This is a genomic window from Flavobacterium sp. JLP, from assembly GCF_015350755.1.
Taxonomy (GTDB): domain Bacteria; phylum Bacteroidota; class Bacteroidia; order Flavobacteriales; family Flavobacteriaceae; genus Flavobacterium.
This window is the reverse complement of the sequence record NZ_JADKPS010000016.1, coordinates 1-2,472: the sequence shown is the minus strand read 5'-3', so window position 1 is coordinate 2,472 and position 2,472 is coordinate 1. Positions and strand designations below refer to the sequence as shown.

General features: G+C 33.3%; 1 protein-coding gene and 2 pseudogenes. All 3 read left to right on the top strand.

Going from position 1 to position 2,472, the window contains the following annotated elements:
* Positions 1-441: pseudogene (locus IRZ83_RS19395) on the top strand (hypothetical protein); the annotation flags it as partial.
* Positions 442-519: 78 nt separating this feature from the next.
* Positions 520-1,335, top strand: coding sequence for a hypothetical protein (locus IRZ83_RS19390; protein ID WP_194570766.1), 816 nt, complete (start codon positions 520-522; stop codon positions 1,333-1,335).
* Positions 1,336-1,746: 411 nt separating this feature from the next.
* Positions 1,747-2,472 (top strand): annotated as a pseudogene (locus tag IRZ83_RS19385) (hypothetical protein); the annotation flags it as partial.

The window sequence follows — 2,472 nt, the reverse complement described above, 5'->3', positions numbered from 1 at the left end:
CCAAACGGAAATATCTATGCTTATGTAGGATCAGATAAAACAGTTGCAGGCCGTGATTCTGAGTGGGCTGCAAAGTCACCGAACTGGGTTAAGATTAATAATCAGGGTTATGTTATGGACATAAAAGTAATTAATAGCGACTATACTTTAACTGCTACAGATTATACTGTAATAGCTACAGATTTGACAAATGATATCACAATCACACTTCCAGCTGCTGCTGATAACAAAGGAAGAATGTTGATCATTAACCAGTTCAATACTGTAAAAGCAGATGGAACACCTGTAAAAGTTAATTTTAATTATCCTGTATTGTACTCAAGTAATGCACAATATCCGTATATAGCGGTAAGCTTATTTGGAGGAGTGACAGCAGGTAGTGCGAAAATCACATTACAGTCTGATGGTATAAACTGGTATGTAATTACATATACAATGTAATCATTAATTATAGTAATACTGGTCTAATTCTAGACCAGTATTATTTTTTATTTTAAAAATGATTTTTAAAAAACAACAATGAAAAAAATAATTTTTACACTAATAACTTGTTTTGGTGCAGCAATATTTTCATATGGTCAAATAGGAGTTAATACTCCAAAACCATTATCAACATTCGATATTGCAGCTAAAAAGTCAACAGGAACAGCAGTTGAACCTGAAGGGTTGTTAATGCCAAGAGTTGATAGGCAAAGAGCTCAATCAATGGTTGGAGTGAAAACTGCAACAATGATTTATATTATGAATGTTTCGACAGGAACACAGACAGGAACAGCAAGGTTCATCGATCAAAACGGATTTTACTCTTATGATGAAGTTGTAGCTGCTTGGATTAAGACCACCCCGCCTGCACCTATAGTTCCTCAACCAATTGCTTCTACTTTTGTTTTAATGAATGAAAGTGAAGATCCTCCTCAAGTTTGGGGGTATGGATGGAATGAGCCAGTCAACAGTCAAAATTCTTCTCTTTATAAAGATTTCACGATCCCTGTAGGGACATTGACTAAGGATAGCGGTTCAATCGAATTCAGCTTCCGTATTTACAGAAGTCAGGGAGCTGGAGTTTGGGGGAATTCCATTTTGATGTCTGAAGATAATGGTGCAACATGGCCGGATAATTTCAGCTGGGGTGGAGCAGGAGGAGATGTAGTGATGTCAGGTCGTATATTCTTTAACGATGGAAAGCTTACTCTTTGGACAAGTAATGGAATTTCATTCAGAACAACCGTAATAAATAATGCTGCTAAAGCTGTTACTTTCCGCTTAACTGCCACTACAACTGATTTAATAACAAGGATGACGATAGATTATGCCAGATTCATTTTAGTGAAATAATGTTAGCTAAATTATTATTTGGAAGCTTGAAAAAGGTAAAGAAATAGTGATTAAATATTTAGCTAATTCTTTAGGAGTTAACTAATAATATTATAACTAGACTAATCTGACTTTTGCTAGTAGATTATTAACGAATAGCAATAAGTTTGAGAAAACTTATTTACTTTATTGATATTTAAATGCCTCGTTTTAGCGAGGCTTTTTTATTTTATATATACTACTATTAGTTTTTTTTTTGTAAGTAATGTCTTAAAGTGAAAGTCAAAAAACTTTTACAGGCAAAAAGAAGAAAAAAGAAATTGGAATTTTGTTAATCCACTATTTTAATTGTGTTGTGATGAATATTAATCAGAATTTATGACACTTAGACATGTGGAAACTAAAAATAATTTATAACTAAGATTAAGTATTATGAAGAATAAATTACTTCCTCTATTTTTTGTTTTAGGAAGCTTTGGAGCTTATTCCCAAATAGGAGTTGGTATTCCAAATCCAAACCAATCATCACAATTAGAAATTTTTGCTAACGACAAAGGACTTTTGATTCCTAGAGTAGCTTTAACAAGTTCAAAAGATGCAGTTACTATCAAAAATGGAAATGTAAACAGTTTGTTAATTTTTAATACAAGTACAATTTCTGATGTTAAACCAGGATATTACTACTGGTTTATTGATAAATGGCTAAGGATAGTTGCTTCTACAGAGATAAATACTATGACAGGTACTGGTGTTCCTGGTCAAAAAGGAGATCCTGGTTATCCGGGTGAAAATATTAGTCTTTATGTAGATACTGCAACTAATACTATTTATATACAGAATACTGATGGAACTTGGACTTCTGTTAACGGAAAAAATGGAATCGACGGAAAAAATGGTATCAGTGGAGGAAACGGATTGCCTGGTACAAAAGGATTAGATGGAACAATCCAAATGTATATTGATTACGATACAGGAACTGTATTTGTAAGAGATCCCAAAGATAATACAGCATGGATTCCTTTAAGTGCTACTGGTGAAAAAGGTACAGACGGAAAAGATGGTCTTGATGGAAAATCGGCTTTTGATATTTGGAAAGAACTTCCAGGCAATGATGGAAAAACGCTTACGGAATTTTTAGACAATTTAAAAGGAGACAAA